Annotated in this window: 16 protein-coding genes; 8 read left to right on the top strand and 8 right to left on the bottom strand. The window is 46.2% G+C overall.

From position 1 onward, the window contains the following. Window positions 1-541: 541 nt before the first annotated feature. The 5 genes from KG118_RS12265 to KG118_RS12245 form a co-directional block, all read right to left on the bottom strand. Complete coding sequence (locus tag KG118_RS12265; RefSeq protein ID WP_117712800.1) at window positions 542-1,411, bottom strand: glycoside hydrolase family 25 protein; 870 nt, start codon at window positions 1,409-1,411, stop codon at window positions 542-544. Window positions 1,412-1,536: 125 nt separating this feature from the next. Continuing rightward, window positions 1,537-3,183, bottom strand: a complete 1,647-nt coding sequence (locus KG118_RS12260; protein WP_117712801.1) for a diphosphate--fructose-6-phosphate 1-phosphotransferase — start codon at window positions 3,181-3,183, stop codon at window positions 1,537-1,539. A 102-nt stretch (window positions 3,184-3,285) separates the two neighbouring features. After that, a complete protein-coding gene (locus KG118_RS12255) occupies window positions 3,286-4,665 on the bottom strand; it encodes an efflux transporter outer membrane subunit (protein WP_117712802.1) in 1,380 nt (459 codons plus the stop codon). Between the two features lie 35 nt (window positions 4,666-4,700). After that, a complete protein-coding gene (locus tag KG118_RS12250) occupies window positions 4,701-7,811 on the bottom strand; it encodes an efflux RND transporter permease subunit (RefSeq protein WP_117712803.1) in 3,111 nt (1,036 codons plus the stop codon). A gap of 7 nt (window positions 7,812-7,818) precedes the next feature. Further along, complete coding sequence (locus tag KG118_RS12245) at window positions 7,819-9,015, bottom strand: efflux RND transporter periplasmic adaptor subunit (protein ID WP_117712856.1); 1,197 nt, start codon at window positions 9,013-9,015, stop codon at window positions 7,819-7,821. Window positions 9,016-9,320: 305 nt separating this feature from the next. Between KG118_RS12245 and KG118_RS12240 the strand changes: the two genes are divergently transcribed. Genes KG118_RS12240 through KG118_RS12230 form a run of 3 tightly spaced genes read left to right on the top strand, consistent with a single transcriptional unit; the run spans window position 9,321 to window position 10,978 of the window. Beyond that, window positions 9,321-9,590, top strand: a complete 270-nt coding sequence (locus KG118_RS12240) for a hypothetical protein (protein ID WP_117712804.1) — start codon at window positions 9,321-9,323, stop codon at window positions 9,588-9,590. A 5-nt stretch (window positions 9,591-9,595) separates the two neighbouring features. Continuing rightward, complete coding sequence (locus KG118_RS12235) at window positions 9,596-10,150, top strand: 1-acyl-sn-glycerol-3-phosphate acyltransferase (protein ID WP_117712805.1); 555 nt, start codon at window positions 9,596-9,598, stop codon at window positions 10,148-10,150. A 30-nt stretch (window positions 10,151-10,180) separates the two neighbouring features. Then, window positions 10,181-10,978, top strand: coding sequence for an amidohydrolase (locus tag KG118_RS12230; protein ID WP_117712806.1), 798 nt, complete (start codon window positions 10,181-10,183; stop codon window positions 10,976-10,978). On the opposite strand, the gene KG118_RS12225 is transcribed toward KG118_RS12230, so the two are convergent. Beyond that, window positions 10,950-11,651 (bottom strand): SIMPL domain-containing protein, encoded by a 702-nt coding sequence (locus KG118_RS12225; RefSeq protein WP_117712807.1) that lies wholly within the window; start codon window positions 11,649-11,651, stop codon window positions 10,950-10,952. The genes KG118_RS12230 and KG118_RS12225 overlap by 29 nt on opposite strands. 249 nt (window positions 11,652-11,900) lie before the next feature. Between KG118_RS12225 and nagA the strand changes: the two genes are divergently transcribed. The 5 genes from nagA to KG118_RS12200 all read left to right on the top strand — a co-directional run bounded on the left by nagA (window position 11,901) and on the right by KG118_RS12200 (window position 17,788). Continuing rightward, window positions 11,901-13,067 (top strand): N-acetylglucosamine-6-phosphate deacetylase, encoded by a 1,167-nt coding sequence (gene nagA, locus KG118_RS12220; RefSeq protein WP_117712808.1) that lies wholly within the window; start codon window positions 11,901-11,903, stop codon window positions 13,065-13,067. Between the two features lie 103 nt (window positions 13,068-13,170). After that, window positions 13,171-15,162: a glucosamine-6-phosphate deaminase gene (locus KG118_RS12215; RefSeq protein WP_117712809.1), complete on the top strand. Its 1,992-nt coding sequence runs from the start codon at window positions 13,171-13,173 to the stop codon at window positions 15,160-15,162. 258 nt (window positions 15,163-15,420) lie between these two features. After that, complete coding sequence (locus KG118_RS12210; protein ID WP_117712810.1) at window positions 15,421-15,744, top strand: hypothetical protein; 324 nt, start codon at window positions 15,421-15,423, stop codon at window positions 15,742-15,744. Continuing rightward, the gene (locus KG118_RS12205) at window positions 15,741-15,953 is read left to right on the top strand and encodes a sulfurtransferase TusA family protein (protein ID WP_117712811.1); all 213 of its coding nucleotides are present in this window, start codon (window positions 15,741-15,743) and stop codon (window positions 15,951-15,953) included. Before KG118_RS12210 ends, KG118_RS12205 begins: the two co-directional genes overlap by 4 nt. 26 nt (window positions 15,954-15,979) lie before the next feature. Continuing rightward, a complete protein-coding gene (locus KG118_RS12200) occupies window positions 15,980-17,788 on the top strand; it encodes a YgiQ family radical SAM protein (RefSeq protein WP_117712812.1) in 1,809 nt (602 codons plus the stop codon). A gap of 7 nt (window positions 17,789-17,795) precedes the next feature. Here the strand turns inward: KG118_RS12200 and KG118_RS12195 are convergent, their stop codons facing one another. Further along, the gene (locus KG118_RS12195) at window positions 17,796-19,346 is read right to left on the bottom strand and encodes an ATP-binding protein (protein WP_117712813.1); all 1,551 of its coding nucleotides are present in this window, start codon (window positions 19,344-19,346) and stop codon (window positions 17,796-17,798) included. Window positions 19,347-19,490: 144 nt separating this feature from the next. Then, window positions 19,491-20,045, bottom strand: a complete 555-nt coding sequence (locus KG118_RS12190) for a DUF3332 domain-containing protein (protein ID WP_117712814.1) — start codon at window positions 20,043-20,045, stop codon at window positions 19,491-19,493. Window positions 20,046-20,100 lie beyond the last annotated feature (55 nt).

The raw sequence follows: 20,100 nt of genomic DNA, 5'->3' as shown, positions 1-20,100 counted from the left end.
AGTGTACGGGTAAACTACTGTAAACAAACGGATTATAACACAAAAACTGTTTTTTAGACGTTCGTTTAAAAAACGTCAAAATTTCAGAAAGACATAGGGAAAGGAATACCTAAAAAATAGCAAAAAATAAAGATGAACAAGGATTTAGCCAATAGATTGATAAACAATGTATTGCTTATAGATTTTATGATTCATAAGAATATTTTTATTGAACATTTTGTTCATTTCAAAAACAACACGTATCTTTGCGCACATTAAACGAACGTCTAAAAAACACTTTTCCATATTCCATAAGCCCTCTCATCATTAGCACTAATTCGTACTTCTGATTAGCATTACAGCCTATTTATCAACACACTAAACTGATTATGAAAAAGAGATTTACCGCCAAAGGGAAATAACCTATTGCGTGCGGCACAGGGGAAAGAAAAAAGGAAAACAGGAAGTTAACATCAAGAGCGGTAGGATGTTAACAAAACAGGTGTAAAGAAGTTAACTAAGTAGGCATCTGAAAGTTAACTTCTTGCATCTATGAAGTTAACTACTGCAAAGTCATGCCCAGCAACTCCTCCAATGTACCGTTAAAGACATTCAGATCGACTTCTTCATTGATACCGGGAACATTGCCTACATCGGTATGTTGCCAAAAATGCCATTTACCCTCGTACTTTACGGAATCAACGTAATAATGGGCTATCCAGTAAGGATAAGAGTTGAAAATAGAATCGTTGAGATAACGTTTCTTGAATTTATAGGAAGTGTAAAGAATCGGCTTTACGCCATAATGCGCCTCTATCCTATCAAGCCACGTCTTAACAGCTGTTTTCAGTTCCTGCGGTGACTTTTTCCCCGTAGTTTCCACATCAAGAACAGGTGGAAGATCACCTTTTGAGAGCTGTACGGTACGAATGAAGAAATCAGCTTGTTTGTGCGCATCCGTCTTAGGCAGGAAATAATGATAAGCGCCTCGGATAAAGCCATGTTTCCGTGCCTGACTGAAGTTCTCGGTAAAAGTTTCATCACCGTGGTCACCGCCCTCGGTAGCTTTCATAAAAATAAAGTGTATGGGAAATTTCGCCTCCTTATTATGAAGAAGCATATCCCAGTCTATAATGCCTTGATAGTGGGAAATATCAATACCATGCACCTCGTAACTGCAAGGCATACATACCCCATAACCTTTCAGTCCGTAACAAGGTTTCCAGCGATAAGCATAGGGACGGATAAAGAACCAATAAAATCCGACGGAAAACACCGCAATAATGCCAAACGCCAACAAATTGCGCAACCATATAGGCATGGTGCGGGACGACACCTGTTTCTTTTTCCGGGAGGAAGAAGTGCCGCGAGAAGCAGGCTTACGACGGGAGACAGGTTTGCGGTGAGCCACAGTATCGGTTTTAGCAGGCATATGCGTGTGGTATAAAATTCAGGCACGGATTACACAGATTTCACGGATTATATTTTATTCTTTTTCCGTGAAATCCGTGAAATCCGTGCCTAAAAAATCAATATCAGGTTCTTAAGGAACTTCAATTATTTACCTTGTTCCAGTTGCAAAGTTTTGGTAGGCTGGTCACAAACTTCCGTAGGACCGAAGTACTGGATAGGACCCGGATAAACGTAGTCTGTTTCTACAGCCCAACGGTCGCGCTGAGCGGCGAATGACTTGAAAGGAGCGCCATCCAGCTTCACCAGAGCTTTCTGGATTACCGGCTTCATTTCACCATGACGGCGTTCCATGTTCATCATCATTGTGATGGGCACACCGCCTGCAATCCATTCTTCGGCAGGAGCGGTAGTGTTGCGTACGGAAGACATATAACCGGTCTTGCCGTTAGCAATCAGCGCAGATGCCGTATAACCCAAAGAGTAGCAATAATCGGCATCGAAGTTAGACGGAGCGGCGCAACGTCCTTCATAGCCGAAGAAGTGATGCTGTGCAGCGAACTTGCCTACGAATTTGCCTTCTTCTTTCCACTGAGCCAATTTAACAGCAACCATTTCGGACAACAGTTTCTCTGTCTCGATGAGAGATACCTGTACGTTTCCGTGCGGGTCACGATCCAATGTCAGCTGGCGTGCAACACCTTCGGGAAGGCTTGCATAGATAGCGGCATTTTCCGGAGAAAGTTTGCGGACGATATAGTCACGTTGGTGTGATTTCTTAATCTGAGAAAATTCTTCCGCATTGGCAGCCAAGAAGTCATTCAGTTCGGCAATAAGACGTTTCATAGCCGGGATGAACTCAACCAAACCTTCGGGGATAAGAACAGTACCGAAGTTACGGCCTTGGGCGGCACGGTTGGCTACCACTTGGGCGATGTAAGTTACAATATCATCCAAAGACATATCTTTAGCTTCAACTTCTTCTGAAACAATACAGATATTAGGTTGTACCTGCAATGCGCATTCCAAAGCGATATGAGAAGCGGAGCGTCCCATCAGCTTGATGAAGTGCCAGTACTTACGTGCAGAGTTACAGTCACGCTGGATATTACCGATTACTTCAGAATAAGTCTTACAAGCTGTATCGAATCCGAAAGAAGTCTCGATCATTTCATTCTTCAAGTCGCCGTCGATAGTTTTCGGGCAACCGATAACCTGTACGCCATAGTTCTTGGCTGCATAATACTCTGCCAATACGCAGGCATTTGTATTAGAGTCATCACCGCCGATGATAACCAGTGCCTTGATGTCCAGCTCTTTCAGAATTTCCAGACCTTTCTCAAATTGGTCTTCTTTTTCCAACTTAGTACGACCGGAACCGATAATGTCGAAACCGCCGGTATTGCGGTACTCGTCAATGATGTCGGCAGTCAGTTCCATGTAGTTATGATCTACCAAGCCACCGGGGCCGAGGATGAAACCATACAGTTTGCTGTCTTTGTTCAACTTCTTAATGCCGTCGAAGATACCGGAAATTACATTGTGACCGCCGGGAGCCTGACCACCCGAAAGGATAACACCCACGTTCATAGCGGGGAAGTTAGTTACCTCATCAGTAGCTTCGAATTTAATCAAAGGCATTCCATAGGTGTTGGGGAACAATTTCTTGATATCTTCCTGATCGGCTACCGACTGAGTAGCTGCACCAGCCACTGCTTTCACAGTACCTCTCAGCGCTTTCGGAAGTTTGGGCTGATAGGCAGCCCTTGCAATTTGCAATGCACTTTTAGTCATTTCTCTTAATTATTTAAAGGTGTTAATAAAGTTCCGTTTAAAAGCGTCGCAAATTTCGCTCTTTTTTCTGAAATATGAAAGCCTGTGAACGAAATAATATAACTAATTAGCAATCTGCCAACCTCCTCCCAGAGCTTTATAAACATTTACTACCGCTATCAGTTCGTCGCGAATAGCATTGCTGACACCGATTTGGGCATCAAAATACCCGCGTTGGGCATCGAGAACATCCATATAATTAATGACACCGTTAATATATTGCAACTGCGCCAAATCAACGTACGTCTTGGCAGAACGTTCCAACTTGAGACGCAACTGGTACACTTCCTTTATTTTATTGAAATCCACTATCGCATTCTTGGCTTCCTTGAAAGCATTCAGCACCGTTTTCTCATAGCTATGCACTTCGGCTTCAAACGAAGCTTTCTGCGCTTTCAAGGCGGACCGGTTCTTTCCCCAGTTGAAAAGCGGAGTCAGCACCGCACCGTTCAACAATGAATAAGGAGATTGAAGAAAATTGGACAGTACATCACTCTCCAACCCGAACTGACCGGTAAGCGACAGACGGGGAAACATATTGGTATAAGCTACCTTTACACGGGCATGTTCCGCTATGAGCTGCTGTTCCGCAGCACGAATATCGGGGCGACGTTCCAATAAACCGGACGGTAACCCTACAGGCAAAGATTCCGGCACATCCAATTCCTGCAAGAAGCGGCTACGTTCGATACGGGTAGGAAACTCCCCGGCAAGAAAGGCTATATCATTCTCCTTTATAGAAATTTTGCGTTCCAAGTCCGGAACAAGCGTAGCGGTACGTGCCAGCTCCACTTGTGCCTGCTGGTAGGAAGTCTCCGAGGTAAGTCCGCCTTCAAAACGGATTCTTGCAAGACGTACGCCTTCTTCACGGGCTTTTTGGGTCTGACGGACAATTTCCAATTCGGTATCAAGCGCCACCAATTCGTAATACGCCTGCGCCACTTCGGAAACAATCGTCATACGCAGGGCACGCCGGGCTTCCACACTTTGCAGATAATCGGCAACGGCAGCTACTTTCTTCCAACGCAGATTTCCCCAAAGGTCAAGCTCCCATGACAAGAGGGCTTTTGCCTCATAGCCGTTTCCTGCATCACGGTTATGGCCGCCATAATTTTCAACCTCGCGTTCCGCTTTTATTGTTCCATTCAACTGAGGCAACAAATTGGCTACACTGATGCGTTTCTGCGCTGCCATTTCCTTTACACGGGCCGCAGCAATGAGCATATCTTTATTGTATTCCAATGCACGGGCTATCAGGCTGCGTAAAGTATGATCGGTATAAACCGCCTGCCATTGCTCATCGGCAATGCTGACACTATCCTGCTGTTGCGCCAGACTATCGGGCAATGCCATTTCGGGACGGACATAACTCTTGCCTACCTTACAAGATGCAAAAAGAACCGAGGTGAGCAACAGAAGTATATATATTTTTTTTCTTTTCATAAGTTTGTAATCAGAATTCGTTTACAATATTATCATCAGTCTTTCTTGATTTTGTGCTGTACTTTCGCCTTTGCCTTATAAATCAGGACAAAGAAGAACGGTACAAGTACAATGCCGAATACAATGGCAAAGATCATTCCGAAGAAAACTCCCGTACCGATTGCCTGACGGCTTGCAGAACCCGGTCCGCTTGCAAGCACCATAGGAAGCATACCCAGTACGAAGGCAAGGGAGGTCATCAAAATAGGACGGAAACGAAGTTGGGCGGCATGAATAGCCGACTGTACCAAGTCTCCCCCGTTATCTACCTGCACTTTGGCAAACTCTACGATAAGGATGGCATTCTTCGCCGCAAGTCCCACAAGCATTACCAAACCTATCTGGAAGTAGATATCATTCTCCAAACCACAAACGGCAACACCTAAATAAGCTCCTAAAGCAGCTACAGGCAAGGAAAGCAATACTGCGATGGGCACTGTCCAGCTTTCATATTGCGCAGCCAAAAAGAGGAACACGAAAAGGAACACCAATGTCAGCACCAATCCGGTTTGACCGCCTGCCTTCTTTTCCTGATAGGAAAGTCCGCTCCACTCAATACCTATATTATCCGGCAAATGGTCGCGCGCTATCTGTTCCATAATCTCCATAGCCTGACCGGAGCTGTAACCTTGTGCAGCCGAACCGCGAATAACGGCAGTGGTAAACATATTGAAACGTTTGATACTACCCGGTCCAGTGGTATAGGATGCATTACCCAATGAAGTCAACGGAACCATTGCACCGTTGGCAGCTTTTACAAAGAACAGATTAATGTTCTCTTTGTGCTCACGATACGGAGCTTCCGCTTGGATATACACTTTATATATACGGTTGAACATATTGAAGTCGTTCACATATACGGAACCTGTATAGGCTTTCATCGTAGAGAACACATCCGCCAACGGCACACCCAGCATCTTCACCTTGTCACGGTCTACATCAAAATAGAGTTGCGGGATTTCGGATTGCAAAGAAGACGAAAGCCCCGTCAGTTCCTTATGCTTCCGGGCATAGTACATCAAAGTATCCGCTGCCTGTACCAAGTTGTCAAAGGTAGCCTCGCCCCGCGCTTCAAGTTGCATTTCAAAACCGCCGGATGTTCCCAATCCCGGAATCACAGGCGGAGTGGAGAGATAGACTTTACATTCGGGATATTCTGTCAAGTCCTTTTCCACTTTCTCCATTATTTCGTTAATGGTAGTGTTCTTGCGGTCTTCCCAAGGCTTCAAGATAACAGTGAGTTCACTGCGTGCCTGATTGCTTCCTACACGCGGACTGCTACCCGTTACATTCTGCACATAAGCCACATACGGGTTCTGTTCCAAATACTTCACCGCACGATCGGTCACCACGCGAGTGCGTTCCAGTGTAGCGCCCTCCGGCAGTTCCAGTTCTACTTTAAAATAGCCTTGGTCTTCGGCCGGCAAGAAGCTGGTAGGTATCAGACGGTGAATAATGAAAATAGCAATCAGTACCATACCGAATGTACTCATCAAGCGTCTGGGATGCTTGATGACGCGACTGATAACACCGACATACTTATGGTTGCTGATATTCAGCCATTCATTAATCTTGCGGAACACAATATTCTTTTTCTTTCCGCTACCGGGCTTCAGGATAAGCGAGCACATCACAGGGCTAAGCGTCAACGCCACAACCGTAGAGAGTAATACGGATACCGCAATAGTAATGGTAAACTGGCGATATAACTGTCCGGTGATGCCGCTTAGGAAACTTACCGGAACAAATACGGCACAGAGTACCAACGAGGTAGCGATCAAAGCGCCTGTCAAACCGCTCATAGCTTTCTTGGTTGCCTCATAAGGTGAAAGTTTTTCCGTCTCCATTAAATGTTCTACATTCTCCACCACCACAATGGCATCATCCACCACAATACCGATAGCGAGAATCAATCCCAACAAAGTCAAGATGTTCAACGAGAAGCCGAAAATCAGCATGAAGCCGAAAGTACCTATCAAGGATATGGGCACTGCGACAACAGGAATTAAAGTTGCGCGCCAACTTTGCAGCGAAAGGAACACCACCAATACCACCAGAACCAATGCCTCGAACAATGTTTTATATACCTCGTGAATAGACTCCGAAATATAGGTAGTCATATCAAACGGTATCTCGTAGCTCATTCCTTCAGGAAAGTTCGCACTGATTTCTTCCATTGCCTTCTTCACATTGTCCGCCACTTCCATAGCATTAGCTCCCGGAAGCATATAGATACCGAGAACGGCTGCATTTTCGCCATTGATGCCGCTTTCCGTACTGTACGAAGAGGCTTCGAGCGATACACGCGCCACATCGCGGAGACGGATAATAGACCCGTTGGCATTGGCACGGACTACAATATCCTCAAATTGCTTTACGGAACTCAGACGACCTTGAGTTGTAATAGGAATAGTAATGTCCAAACCTTGTACCGGTTGTTGTCCCAATACACCGGCAGCCGACTCGCGGTTCTGATCCTTCAATGCGTTCTGCAAATCCTGCACAGTCAAACCGAAGTTCGCCAGCTTGTCCGGCATAGCCCAAATCTGCATGGCATAGTAACGGCTACCGATATTGGACACACGTCCCACACCGGGAATACGACGCAAGAGGTCGAGCACGTTGATGGTAGCAAAGTTACTCAAATAGATTTCATCGAACTTCGGGTCACTGGAAGTCAAACAGATAGTCATTAACTGGCTGGGGGCTTGCTTCTCCACCGAAATACCGTTTTGGATAACTTCGGCAGGCAGGCGGTTTTCCGCCAGCTTCACGCGGTTCTGAATTTCTACGGCAGCCAAATCGGGGTCGGCAGACACATCAAAAGTCACCGTTGCCGAGAAACCGCCGGAGTTTGAACTGTTGGACTCCATATACAACATACCCGGAGTACCGTTTATTTCCTGTTCGATAGGAGTTGCCACCGCTTGCGATACGGTCAGTGCACTTGCTCCCGGATAGGAGGCGCTGATTTTCACAACAGGAGGCGTTATCTGCGGATATTGATCCACCGGAAGCATCGTCAGACCGATGATACCGACAATCACAATCACAATCGATATCACCGCCGAGAATACCGGGCGGTCTATAAAGAAAGTCACTTTCATACTGTCATTACTTTGAGAGATTGTTATCCTGTGATTTATTCTCGGAAACGGCCTGCGCACGTACTTTCATACCCGGAGTGAGCTTGTGGAAACCTTCTGTCACTACCTGCTCGCCTGCCACCAGTCCGCGTTCAACAACCATGTTGTTGCCAAACTCCGGTCCTAATTCGATGAAACGTTTCTCAACCGTAGAGTCGCGGCGCATTACATAAATATAAGCTCCGCCCTTTTCAATGGTAACCGCCTTTTGAGGAACCGCTACCGCACCCTCGCGTACATCCAGCAACAGTTTCACTTTCGTAAACTGCCCCGGCAATAATACCCTGTTCGGATTGGGCATCTCGGCACGGACGGAGAATGTACCAGTCTGCGGATCAACCTGCGGTTCGGCAAAATCTACATAACCTTTATAAGGATAGACAGTGTTATCTGCCAAAGTAATCGTAATATTGGGCTGCCAAGAACGGGTAGAGTCCTGACGGCCTATTTCGATATTACGTTCCTTGCTTTTAAGGTAATCCAATGCAGTCATACTGAAATCAACCAGCACCGTATCGCTCTTCACTACAGTGGCAAGCAAGGATTTGGCTCCCGGTCCCACCAGTGTTCCCAAGTCTACATTCCTTTCACTGATATGTCCCGACAGGGGGGAACGTACAATGGTATAACCCAATTCCAGTTCCGCCTGATCCAAATCGGCTTGGCTCATGGAAACAGAAGCCTCGGCAGTTTCATAAGCTGCCTGTGCATTATCCAAATCCAACTGGCTGGCGGCATTCTGCGCATACAAAGGCCGAATACGTTCCAAGTCACGCTTGGCTTTCAACGCTTGCGCCTCGTCTTTCTTCAACTGTGCACGAGCCTTATCAGCCTTTGCACGATACTGGTCCTGATTGATGACAAACAAGACTTGATTCTTGGTTACATATTTACCTTCGGCGAAAAGCATACTTTCCAAATAACCCTCCACGCGTGCACGTACTTCCACAAACTGCTGCGCACGAATACGGCCTACATATTCACCGAAAATTTCCACATCACCCACTTCGGCAGGCTCCACAATTACAGTGGGAGCCTCCGGCTGAACTTTTTTCGGCCAAGTCAATATCAGATAACCGGCAAGCAGCACCGCCATACAGGCTATCATCATTATTACCCTTTTTTTTCTCAGCTTTAATTCTCTTTTCGTAAAAAATAGTCTCATGCTTGTTTGTTTATTAAAATTAACCCTGTTTCTTTTATTCAAAGCAAACGCAATGCCAAAAGCCGGCAAGGGGCTATCTTTGTTATATAATAGTTTAATTATCAGCTGTAAACGCATATATAAGGTACTCATACCCTATTTATATTCCACACTTGGATTGTAGAAAATCTCCACAAATGTAGAATTATTCCACGAACCGTCTCTCATTAAAAACACATAAAATCCCATTTTTCCTCTCCACTCATTGAGAAAAACACTATCTTTACCGAAAATAATTCAATTTATTCACATAAAAAGTAAAGATTATGGCAAGTAGAAGAGTATTGAAAAAGAACGTCAACTATATTACCGGTGAGTTATTCGCCGAATGTCTGATGAACAGCCTGTACGTGCCCGGAACAGACAAAAAGAAAGCCGATGAGCTAATGGGCAAGATTCTGAAAATACAAGATGAATTCATCAGCCGCATCAGCCACACCGAACCGGGAAATGTAAAAGGTTACTACAAGAAATTCCGTTCTGATTTTAACGCAAAAGTGGACGAAGTTATCGAAGCTATCGGCAAACTTAAATAATAAGAATGAAGAAAAGACTATATAGTTTTATCTATTATCGCCTGTTAGGCTGGAAAACAAATGTAACAGTGCCCAACTATGACAAATGTGTCATCTGTGCAGCACCGCATACATCCAACTGGGATTTATTTATCGGTAAACTGTTTTATGGCGCCATCGGACGGAAAACCAGCTTTATGATGAAGAAAGAGTGGTTTTTCTTCCCGTTGGGTTTGATATTCAAAGCTGTGGGCGGTATACCGGTAGACCGGAACCGCAAAACTTCCTTAGTGGACCAAATGGCACACAAATTTGCCGAAAGCAAACAGTTCCATTTAGCCATCACTCCGGAAGGAACACGTAAGCCCAATCCTAACTGGAAAAAGGGATTTTACTTCATCGCCCGGCAAGCACAAGTCCCTATCATGCTAATCGGTATAGATTATCCTTCCAAGACCATAACCTCCACCAAAGCAATAATGCCGACGGGAGATTTTGAAAAGGATATGCATGAGATAAAACTCTATTTCAAGGACTTTCATGGAAAGGTACCTGAAAATTTCTCAATCGGAACGATTTAAAAGAACGGTTGGCAACAACCGCTTGTCAAAATGAACCAACTACGTGTCAGTATCCTGCAAACGGATATTGCTTGGGAAAATAAACAAGACAATCTCCGTTGTCTTCGCGAAAAGCTGGAAACACTTCGCGGAGCGGCGGAGATTGTTGTTTTGCCGGAAACTTTTTCTACCGGCTTCAGCATGAACACCGATAAACTGGCGGAACCGGTAACAGGCGATACCATTACTACCTTGCGCCAATGGGCTTCGGAGTACCGGATAGCCATCGCCGGAAGCTACATTTCCCGCGAACGCCACGCCTACTACAACCGCGCCTTTTTCATCACTCCCGAAGGAGAGACCTACTTCTACGACAAACGGCATCTGTTCCGTATGGGCAGCGAAACGGAATATTTCACGGCAGGCAGTCGTCGTACCATAATCCCGTATCGGGGTTGGAACATACTGTTGCTCGTGTGCTACGACCTTCGTTTCCCGGTGTGGAGCCGGAATGTAAACAATGAATACGATTTGGTGATTTACGTTGCCAACTGGCCCGTGCCCCGACGAAAAGTCTGGGATGTACTTTTGCAGGCACGCGCTCTGGAAAACATCTGTTATGTCTGCGGAGTTAACCGCGTCGGTACGGACGGCAATCAATTCCCCTACAACGGCGGCAGCGCCATCTACTCCTACAAGGGTGAACTGATGGCTCAAGTTCCCGACAATGAAGAAGGAACTGCCACCGCCACCTTTGAACTTCCCGCACTGCAAGGATTCAGGAGTAAATTTCCCGCATGGAAAGATGCGGATTCTTTCATTATCGTTTCAGATAATAATTCACGGTAGTCACTACGCGTATACTTTTAATATAAGGTGTATTGGCATCTCTGTCCGATATGGAAAATTGTCCCTGCGAGGCATTCCGTATCTTTCCCAGACTGCTGTCCGAGTCTTTTGCAAACTTCTCGGCAGCTGCACGGGCATTCTTCGTGGCTTCTTCTATCATTTGCGGTTTCACGTCGTTCAAGCCTGTAAACTCATACACTACGTTATAGCGATAATCACCTCCGCTAATGGCAATGCCCTGTTTCAGCAGTTCGGCTTGCTCCGACATCAGCTTCCGCACTTTATCCACATCCTTTGAAGTAACCGTAATGACCGATGTGGCATTATACCGATAAACTATATCGCGGTTTCCATAGCGTTCGGCCTGCATATCTATCACCTCCGGAGGGGCGATACTGATTTCTTCTTTCGCGATGCCGTTGCTTTCCAGGAACTTCACAATAGCCTTATTCTTCTGTTCCATATTGGCATAGAGCAAAGACGGGTCATTCCCGATGTCCTTGTACATCAAAGGCCATATCACCTTATCAGCGGGAACTTCCATTTCTGCCAGCCCCTTTACACTGACAATACGTTCTTTGTCTATAAAGTCGTTTATACCCCATTTTATTACCACTCCCAGCAAAACCATACCGAGGGCAATAATAGCTGCTTCTACTTTCCATGTTTTCATAATCAATAGTTTTATAAGTTTATTATAGGTAAAACAAAATAACGAAATTAAAGTTCCCGCCTACCATCATCCTGATTAAAAGATATTAAATAGGTATTTCTTTAAATATTACGCATCAAATTTTAGAGTATTTAATGAAAATATCTAAACGTATAAGCGCATCTTACCCAAAAAGTAGTTATTTTTGTCCTTTGAAACGATGTCTAACGACTGACACAATTTATTTATTAACACTAACCCCTAAATCCTATGTTGACTCAACTTATCAACGCACGTATCTTGACCCCGCAAGGATGGCTCAAGGACGGTTCCGTACTTATCAGAGACGGAAAAATTTTAGAAGTAACCAATTGCGATCTTGCCGTTATCGGTGCACAGCTGATTGATGTAAAAGGAATGTATGTACTGCCCGGCGGTGTAGAAATCCATGCGCATGGCGGCGGCGGACGCGATTTCATGGAATGTACCGAAGATGCTTTCCGAGGTGCTGTCAAGACCCACATGAAATACGGAACTACCAGCATATTCCCTACCCTGTCCTCCTCCACCGTACCGATGATTGAGCAGGCGGCGGAAACTTGCACGAAGATGATGGCTGAAAAAGATAGTCCGATACTGGGTCTTCATCTCGAGGGGCACTATCTGAATATGGCAATGGCAGGCGGACAGATGCCCGAGAACATCAAGAATCCCGATCCTAACGAATATATCCCTATCGTAGAAAACTGGCACTGCATCAAACGCTGGGATGCCGCTCCCGAATTGCCCGGAGCCATGCAGTTCGGTAAATACATCACCGGAAAAGGCATCTTGGCTTCGGTAGCCCATACCCAAGCCGAATTTGAAGATATACGCACCGCCTATGAAGCCGGATATACACATGCCACACACTTCTACAACGCAATGCCCGGATTCCACAAACGCCGCGAATATAAATACGAAGGAACTGTGGAAAGCATTTACCTCATGGACGATATGACAGTGGAAGTAGTGGCCGACGGAATTCACGTACCGCCCACAATCCTGCGTCTGGTCTACAAGATAAAAGGCGTGGAACGGATGTGCGCCATCACCGACGCCCTGGCATGTGCCGCAAGTGACAGCAAAGAGGCCTTCGACCCTCGTGTCATCATTGAAGACGGCGTATGCAAGCTGGCAGACCACTCCGCCCTTGCCGGCAGTGTGGCAACCATGGACCGCCTGATACGCACAATGGTACAGAAAGCTGACATACCTTTGGCAGACGCCGTGCGTATGGTGTCCGAAACACCGGCACGCATCATGGGTGTATATGACCGCAAGGGATCGCTCCAGAAGGAAAAAGACGCTGATATTATCGTTATGGACGAAGAATTAAAGATAAGAGCAGTATGGGCAATGGGTAAATTAGTACCTGAAACCAATACTTTATCATAAAATTTATCTCAACATAATGCGAATGAACTTTGTTTTTCGTATTTTTGTTAAGTTTTGAATAAGCGAACAGCTTTAATCATTTTATTAATAACCAAATTATTGTATGAAAACCAATCTTAGTTCTCAAATTACTCTAAACAGAGTATCCCCCAGGTACTACAGACCTGAGAACGCTTTCGAACGGTCGGTACTGACACGTCTCGAAAAAATTCCGACCGACATTTACGAGTCTCCCGAAGAAGGAGCCAACCAAATTGCGTTGGACATTGCACAAGTGATTCGTGACAAGCAGAAAGCCGGACGCTTCTGCGTGCTTGCCTTGGCAGGCGGTAACTCTCCGCGCAATGTATATTCGGCCCTTGTACGTATGCATAAAGAAGAAGGACTGAGTTTCCGCAATGTAGTGGTATTCAACCTGTATGAGTACTATCCTCTGGCATCGGACGCGGTCAACAGCAACCTCAACGCCTTGAAGGAAATGCTCCTCGACCACGTGGATATTGATATGCAGAACGTGTTCAGCCCCAACGGTACTATTGCCAAAGATACCATTTTCGAATACTGCCGCTTGTACGAGCAACGTATCGAAAGCTTTGGCGGAATTGACATAGCCGTATTGGGTATCGGACGTGTCGGCAACATCGGGTTCAACGAACCGGGTTCACGCCTGAACTCCACCACCCGTCTGATTCTGTTGGACAGCGACTCGCGCAACGAAGCATCCAAGACGTTCGGTACTATTGAAAATACCCCGATAAGCTCCATCACTATGGGTGTGGCTACGATTCTCTCCGCCAAGAAAGTATATCTGCTGGCATGGGGTGAAGAAAAAGCCAAAATGGTGAAAGAATGTGTGGAAGGCAATGTTACGGATACCATTCCCGCATCTTATCTGCAAACGCACAACAATGCCCATATTGCTATCGACCTTTCGGCTGCCGCCAACCTGACACGTATCCAACGTCCCTGGCTGGTGACTTCCTGCGAATGGAACGACAAGCTGATTCGCAGCGCCATTGTCTGGTTGTGCCAACTGACCGGGAAACCGATTCTGAAGCTGACCAATAAAGACTACAACGAAAACGGTCTGAGCGAATTGCTTGCCCTTTACGGTTCTGCATACAACGTAAATATCAAGATTTTCAATGACCTGCAGCACACCATCACCGGTTGGCCGGGCGGCAAGCCGAACGCAGACGATACCTATCGTCCCGAACGTGCGAAACCGTACCCCAAGCGTATCATCGTATTCTCTCCGCATCCGGATGATGATGTTATATCCATGGGGGGCACTATCCGTCGTCTGGTAGAACAGAAACACGACGTGCATGTGGCATATGAGACTTCCGGCAACATTGCCGTAGGCGATGAAGAAGTAATCCGCTTCCTGCACTTCATCAACGGTTTCAACCAACTCTTCAACAACAGTGAAGACCAGGTTATCAACGAGAAATACACGGAAATCCGCAACTACTTGAAAGATAAGAAAGACGGTGACATGGACACTCGCGACATCCTGACCATCAAAGGTCTGATACGTCGCGGCGAAGCACGTACCGCTTGTACATACAACAACATTCCGTTGGATCACTGCCACTTCCTCGACCTGCCGTTCTACGAAACAGGTAAGATTCAGAAGAACCCTATCAGCGAAGCCGATGTGGAAATCGTACGTAACCTGTTGCGCGAAGTGAAACCTCACCAAATCTTTGTAGCCGGCGACCTTGCCGACCCGCACGGCACACACCGTGTTTGTACGGATGCCGTATTTGCAGCCATCGACCTTGAAAAGGAAGAGGGCGCCAAATGGCTGAAAGACTGCCGCATCTGGATGTATCGCGGCGCATGGGCAGAATGGGAAATTGAAAACATTGAAATGGCAGTGCCTATCAGCCCGGAAGAATTGCGTGCCAAACGTAACTCTATCCTGAAACACCAAAGCCAGATGGAGAGCGCACCGTTCCTCGGCAACGACGAACGCCTGTTCTGGCAGCGCAGCGAGGACCGCAACCGTGGTACAGCCGCACTGTACGACAGTCTGGGACTTGCATCTTACGAGGCAATGGAAGCTTTCGTAGAATACATTCCGCTGTAAATGTTTACTAAATAGCAATAAGAGAGGGTTGTGTCAAAATGTAAAAGCTAATGATAGGACTTTTGCATTTCGACATAACCCTCTCTTTTTTGTGTACTTTCGTACGGCAAGGGCGGGCACACCCGATGAATACGCAAATAATAACAAGAATCTTGATAAATAATCTGCGGAAATATGCATTATCTGTGGTGAAAAACTTATCTTTGCTTCTACAGAAAATATAGATTATCAAACATTAATCATTAAAACATTAACGCCATGTATACCATACAAGCCAATCCCAGCGGAACCCGCAGCTTAGAAATATCAGAAGTGAACCTTGCCACCATCGAGAAATACGGACTATTCCGTCATCTCATCGACAGTACCGGCATCGTAGACGAAACTGTTCTTGACAAGCTCAAGCTGAATATCCGTTCCCTCATCGCCTCACAGGAAGAGGACAGCAAAGACCTCCTCGACCTCTGCATCGACGTTATCTATCATAACAATATGAAGGCCTTCGGGTTGCAACAGCTCATCAAGCTTTACCTGCAATGGCTTTCCCAACAAGAAACCATAGAAGAGGAAGAAGATAAATGAAAACCATCGACACACGCGGACAGAAACTTTACAGCCCTCTCATCCCCGCTATAAAGGCCATGTGCGAAGCCGGAAAAGGCGAGAAACTGGAAATCATTATGGACGACGCAACCGCCTTTAATGACCTCAAGGAGTATCTTGCCGAGCAACAAATCGGTTTTCGCGAAATTTATGACGGAGAGGAAATGCTGGTGCAGTTCTGCAAGTGATTAAAACTTTCCGTATCTTTGCACCCATGAAAGAATACAAACTGACTGACTGGTTGCCTACAACCAAGAAAGAAGTGGAACTTCACGGGTGGGATGAGTTGGACGTTATTTTGTTCAGCGGTGATGCATATGTGGATCATCCGTCATTCGGAGCAGCCGTAATAGGGCGCATACTCGAAGCGGAAGGGTTGCGTGTGGCGATTATTCCCCAACCCAACTGGCGCGATGACTTGCGTGACTTCAAGAAACTGGGACGTCCCCGCCTTTTCTTTGGTGTCAGTGCAGGCTGTATGGACAGTATGGTCAACAAATATACTGCCAACAAGCGTCTCCGCAGTGATGACGCCTATACTCCCGATGCACGTCCGGATATGCGTCCCGAATATCCCTCGATTGTCTATACGCAAATCCTGAAAAAGCTATACCCCGATGTACCCGTCATATTGGGTGGCATCGAGGCAAGTATGCGCCGGCTGACCCATTACGACTACTGGCAAGACCGCGTACGCCCAAGTATTCTTACGGATAGCGGTGCCGATGCACTGATATACGGCATGGGTGAGAAGCCCATTGTGGAACTTGTGAAAAGGTTGAAGCAACAACAGCCTGTCTTCGACATCCCCCAACTGGCTTACCTCACTAAAAAAGAAGTTCTGCCACAGGAAGGAGACATAACCCTCTTTCCGCACGAAGAATGCCTGAAAGACAAGAAGAAGCAAGCTGCCAACTTCCGCCATATTGAGGAAGAGAGCAATAAATATGCAGCTTCGCGTATCCTGCAAACCGTAGGCAAGCACACAGTTGTTGTCAATCCGCCTTATCCTCCCTTGACAGAAGCGGAACTCGACCGTTCTTTCGACCTGCCCTACACCCGCCTTCCACACCCCAAATACAAAGGGAAACGCATACCGGCATACGACATGATTAAGTTCTCCGTCAATATCCACCGCGGATGTTTCGGCGGCTGTGCTTTCTGTACCATTTCGGCGCATCAGGGCAAATTCATCGTCAGCCGCAGCAAGGAAAGTATCTTAAAGGAAGTAAAGGCCGTAATGGAATTACCGGATTTCAAAGGCTATCTTAGCGATTTGGGAGGCCCTTCCGCCAATATGTACAAGATGCGGGGACGTGATGAAGCCGTATGCAAGAAGTGCAAGCGCCCGTCGTGCATCCATCCCAAAGTATGCCCTAACCTGAACACAGACCACAGCCCGCTACTCGATATCTATCATGCGGTAGACAGCCTGCCGGGCATCAAAAAGTCATTTATAGGCAGCGGTGTGCGCTACGACTTGTTGCTGCATCAGAGCAAAGACCCCAAAACCAATAAAAGCACGCAGCAATACACCCGCGAACTCATAGCCCGTCACGTAAGCGGCCGTCTTAAAGTTGCACCGGAACACACCTCGGAACGTGTGCTCAACATCATGCGCAAACCATCCTTCAGCCAGTTCGGAGAGTTCAAGAAAATATTCGACCGAATCAATCGTGAAGAAGGCTTGCGGCAGCAGCTCATCCCCTACTTCATCTCCAGTCATCCCGGTTGTAAGGAAGAGGATATGGCGGAACTTGCCGTCATCACCAAGCGGTTGGATTTCCATCTGGAGCAGGTACAGGACTTTACTCCCACCCCTATGACGGTAGCCACCGAAGCATGGTACACAGGCTTCCATCCTTATACACTGGAGCCGGTGTTCAGTGCCAAGACACAGCGCGAGAAATTGGCGCAACGCCAGTTCTTCTTCTGGTATAAACCCGAAGAACGGAGAAATATCATCAATGAACTGAGACGGATAGGACGGCAAGATTTGATTGACAAGCTGTACGGGAAATAGTTTTCAATCATTCCACAACCCAACGCTCAATGTTTCGCGTCTGTGTGCTGAAGTTCACCCCTATCTTAAAGAGTTTACGGTTGTCAGCCGCAAAAGGTAAGGCATATTGCTTCTCATTGATTTGCAGCAAGACTTCCTCCGCTGTACCATCCAGCTTGAATTCCATAATATAGATATATTTATCCGTCTGCAACACAAGATCTATGCGACCTTCGCTGGTGTGATATTCCACTTTAGTATAGAAACCCATCAGCTTAAAAACGATGAAGAGTACATTTTGATAATGCAGTTCCAAGTCACGAACCAGTTCGTAGGGCGTATCTGCAAAGAAACTCTGCAGGCGGCAAAAGAAAGCGTCATAGTCTCCGTTTTCTATTTCGCGAACAAATTTCTGTATTTCAAACGGGGCGTCTATTCTGTTTGTATTCGCATAGAAAGGCAGTAGAAAACGGACAAAGCCTTCCTCTACTTCACGGTTCGGAAAGCCCAGCGTATAAATGCCGAAGCGTTCATCATACCCTTTTATCGTGAGATAACCGCTTTGGTAAATTACAGGGATAGGATTGGTAGATTCAGAGTCAATGCTGTTCAGCACTTGGGCATCGGTTTCTTCGTAGGCCATGCGCTCCAAATCGTAATGATGCTTCTTCAGCAGCTTCACGAGATAGGTAGGTGTACCCGTCTCAAACCAATAGCTGCCGAACTCCTTACGCTTGAAAGCATTGAGCAAACTGAAAGGGTTGTACAAACCGACGGAGTTGTGCGTAAAGTGATAGCCATCGTAATACTCACGTAACTTGTTGCAGAACTGCTCGTACGTAGTACCTTGCACAGCGGCAAATTCGCGCATTTCCGCTTCCAGTGTTTCATGCAGTTCCTTGTCGGTAATGCCGCAAAGAGCGACGTATTCGTTCCACATCGAAAGATCTTCCAAATTGTTCAAGTCACTGAACACGCTGACCTTGCCGAACTTGGTGACTCCTGTCAGCATGGCAAACTTGATGCAGCCGTCCATTGTTTTCAGTACGCCATAGAAAGGTTTCAGAGTATTACGGTATTCCCTCTGCAGCTCTTCGTTGCCGATAGCCTGAAGCATGGGTTTGTCATATTCGTCCACAAGGATCACGACCGGGCGTCCCGCCTGTTCGCAGGCACGCCGAACCACTCCGGCAAAGCGCAGGGAAAAAGATGTTTCGGAGGAACGAGTACCATATTTTTCTTCCCAATCAGAAAGATGTTTATTCAGGATTTTATCCAGACTATTGACGGTATCATACTTCTCTATATTCAAGTCCAGATGCAGAATGGGATATTCCAACCATTCTTTTTCCAGCTTCTCTATCGCCAATCCCTCGAACAACTCTTTCTTCCCCCGGAAATAAGCCTCGATAGTAGAAATCAGTAAACTTTTTCCGAAACGGCGCGGACGACTGAGAAAATAATAACGTCCGGTCTTTGCCATTTGATAAATCAACGCTGTTTTATCAACATAGAAATAACCATCCCTGCGAAGGCTCTCGAAGTTCTGTATGCCGATAGGATAGATTTTGTTATTCATATACGTACGCTTTTAGATAACGACAGAACAAATATACATCTTTTTTCCCGGACGCCAACAAATAAAGGAGAAGAAGTGCGCCAGAATGTTGACAGGCTTTACATTTTGGCACACTCTCCAACTCAAAGAAATAAAACGTCCTCTTTACCGGGCAGCGTAGTATGTATCAATCATTGTTGCCTGACGGGCAGCGGAAACACCTTGGGCATCCAATGTCACATTCATCGCCTCACCGTTGGGCAACGCCATTTGCGCTGTACCGTCACCGTTTATCTTCAGCAACTCTGTACTATTACCCTCATAAACTACATTCCAAGAATTCAGGTCTTGGTCGTAAAGCAATTCCATAGATGTCTCTTCACCCTCCTTCTGAACGGAATAGCCATTCTCCAGAGTCTTTACAAGATAGTTGCCGTTTTCACCCTTTACTTTCTTTACATCACCTACACTTGCTATCGGATTGTTACCGCTCCAAAACTCAATGGAGTTGATAACCAACGCATCAGCCAAATAGCAGATGCCATATACCGGAATAACGTTACAAGCAAGGAAAACCAACTCGTTCACAAACTTAGAGCTGATATTACGATTCCAGTCCAGTAACTTTCCGTGCAGGGCGAAAGAACCTATACAAGATGAAAACAAAAATGCACCGCAAACCAACATGGTTGCAACCAACTTCAAATTACTTTTTCTCATAACTACTGTTTGTTTTATTTATATTAGGCAATGGAAATATTCCGTTACCAGTCTT

Source organism: Bacteroides propionicigenes (assembly GCF_018390535.1).
GTDB classification, from domain to species: Bacteria; Bacteroidota; Bacteroidia; order Bacteroidales; family Bacteroidaceae; genus Bacteroides; species Bacteroides propionicigenes.
Note: the sequence above shows the minus strand (reverse complement) of the source record. Positions and strands in the feature narration are given on the sequence as shown.

Coding starts and splice junctions, on each gene's coding strand:
- KG118_RS12265 (WP_117712800.1), bottom strand. CDS start 1,411: ATGCCTGCTAAAACCGATACTGTGGCTCACCGCAAACCTGTCTCCCGT.
- KG118_RS12260 (WP_117712801.1), bottom strand. CDS start 3,183: ATGACTAAAAGTGCATTGCAAATTGCAAGGGCTGCCTATCAGCCCAAA.
- KG118_RS12255 (WP_117712802.1), bottom strand. CDS start 4,665: ATGAAAAGAAAAAAAATATATATACTTCTGTTGCTCACCTCGGTTCTT.
- KG118_RS12250 (WP_117712803.1), bottom strand. CDS start 7,811: ATGAAAGTGACTTTCTTTATAGACCGCCCGGTATTCTCGGCGGTGATA.
- KG118_RS12245 (WP_117712856.1), bottom strand. CDS start 9,015: ATGAGACTATTTTTTACGAAAAGAGAATTAAAGCTGAGAAAAAAAAGG.
- KG118_RS12240 (WP_117712804.1), top strand. CDS start 9,321: ATGGCAAGTAGAAGAGTATTGAAAAAGAACGTCAACTATATTACCGGT.
- KG118_RS12235 (WP_117712805.1), top strand. CDS start 9,596: ATGAAGAAAAGACTATATAGTTTTATCTATTATCGCCTGTTAGGCTGG.
- KG118_RS12230 (WP_117712806.1), top strand. CDS start 10,181: ATGAACCAACTACGTGTCAGTATCCTGCAAACGGATATTGCTTGGGAA.
- KG118_RS12225 (WP_117712807.1), bottom strand. CDS start 11,651: ATGAAAACATGGAAAGTAGAAGCAGCTATTATTGCCCTCGGTATGGTT.
- nagA (WP_117712808.1), top strand. CDS start 11,901: ATGTTGACTCAACTTATCAACGCACGTATCTTGACCCCGCAAGGATGG.
- KG118_RS12215 (WP_117712809.1), top strand. CDS start 13,171: ATGAAAACCAATCTTAGTTCTCAAATTACTCTAAACAGAGTATCCCCC.
- KG118_RS12210 (WP_117712810.1), top strand. CDS start 15,421: ATGTATACCATACAAGCCAATCCCAGCGGAACCCGCAGCTTAGAAATA.
- KG118_RS12205 (WP_117712811.1), top strand. CDS start 15,741: ATGAAAACCATCGACACACGCGGACAGAAACTTTACAGCCCTCTCATC.
- KG118_RS12200 (WP_117712812.1), top strand. CDS start 15,980: ATGAAAGAATACAAACTGACTGACTGGTTGCCTACAACCAAGAAAGAA.
- KG118_RS12195 (WP_117712813.1), bottom strand. CDS start 19,346: ATGAATAACAAAATCTATCCTATCGGCATACAGAACTTCGAGAGCCTT.
- KG118_RS12190 (WP_117712814.1), bottom strand. CDS start 20,045: ATGAGAAAAAGTAATTTGAAGTTGGTTGCAACCATGTTGGTTTGCGGT.